General features: G+C 57.9%; 1 protein-coding gene. It reads right to left on the bottom strand.

Going from position 1 to position 1,272, the window contains the following annotated elements; genetic code table 11:
• Window positions 1-18 precede the first annotated feature (18 nt).
• Window positions 19-1,208, bottom strand: a protein-coding gene (locus FHT97_RS30650; RefSeq protein ID WP_183865230.1) for an IS3 family transposase whose coding sequence is annotated in 2 segments (ribosomal slippage) — window positions 19-959 and window positions 959-1,208 — 1,191 coding nt in all. Because the reading frame shifts where the segments join, the coding sequence is not laid out codon by codon here.
• Window positions 1,209-1,272: the final 64 nt, after the last annotated feature.

The following is a 1,272-nucleotide window of genomic DNA, read 5'->3' as shown; positions in this document are numbered from 1 at the left end:
TGACCTTGCCCCCAAGTTTTATCCAGTTTTAAGTTCGCTCCGGCGGTTTTGGGTTGCTGTATTTGGGGCGGTAGCGGCGGGTTGCGGTGCGGAGCCATTCCGGCTGCGCAGCACCGCATCACGTCGCGGGTTGATTGTCTGAGCGAACTCGGCAGGTGTCATCCAGCCGAGTCCAGAGTGTGGTCGATGATCGTTGTAATCGCTGCGCCAGTTTGAAAGCGCTGATCGAGCATGGGTCAGTGACGAGAAGAGCGTTTCATTCAGGAGCTCGTCTCGCAGCCGTCCATTAAAGCTTTCGATGAAGGCGTTCTGGATCGGTTTGCCCGGTGCGATGTAGTGCCAATCGACTGTCGTCCGGTCGGCCCATTGCAGGATCGCGTTGCTGGTGAACTCACTGCCGTTGTCGCTGACGATCATCTTGGGCTTGCCACGTTCCTCGATGATCCGATCAAGCTCACGGGCAACTCGCAGGCCGGAAAGCGATGTGTCGGCGACGAGTGCCAGGCATTCTCTGGTGCAATCGTCGACGACCGTCAAAACCCGGAACCTGCGACCATCGGTGAACTGATCCGATACGAAGTCCAGTGACCAGCGATAATTGGCGGCAAGCGGGATCAGCATCGGTGCTCGTGTGCCTATCGCTCGCTTGCGGCCGCCGCGCTTGCGCACCGTCAGCTTCTCTTCCCGATAGAGCCGGAAGAGCCGCTTGTGGTTCACAAGGTGACCCTCACGCCTGAGCAGCACATGTAGGCGTCGATATCCAAAGCGGCGGCGTTCATGCGCCAGCGCCTTCATCCGCTCGCGAAGATCATGGTCATCGCTGCGCGTGGTTTCGTAACGGATCGTCATCCGGCAAAAGCCGATGGCTTTACACGCCCGCCGTTCGCTCATCCGATGTTGGTCCATCAGATGCGCGACAGCTCGCCGCTTTGCTGCGGGCGTCACCACTTCTTTCCCAAAAGGTCTTTCAAAGCTGCATTGTCGAGCATGGCATCCGCCAGAAGCCGTTTCAGCTTCGTGTTCTCGTCCTCCAGCGTCTTCAGTCGCTTGGCTTCCGACACCTCCATGCCACCGAACTTGGCTTTCCACTTATAGATGCTGGCATCGCTGACGCCGTGCTTGCGGCAAAGCTCCGAGACCGGCGTACCCGCCTCGTGCTCCTTCAGAATGCCGATAATCTGTTCGTCTGTGAAACGGCTGCGCTTCATTCCCTGGTCCTCTCAATGGGCCAGAGCTTACTTCAAAATGGATTATTTCAACGGGGCAAGGTCA

The organism is Rhizobium sp. BK399, assembly GCF_014194695.1.
Classification (GTDB): Bacteria; Pseudomonadota; Alphaproteobacteria; order Rhizobiales; family Rhizobiaceae; genus Rhizobium.
Note: the sequence above shows the minus strand (reverse complement) of the source record. Positions and strands in the feature narration are given on the sequence as shown.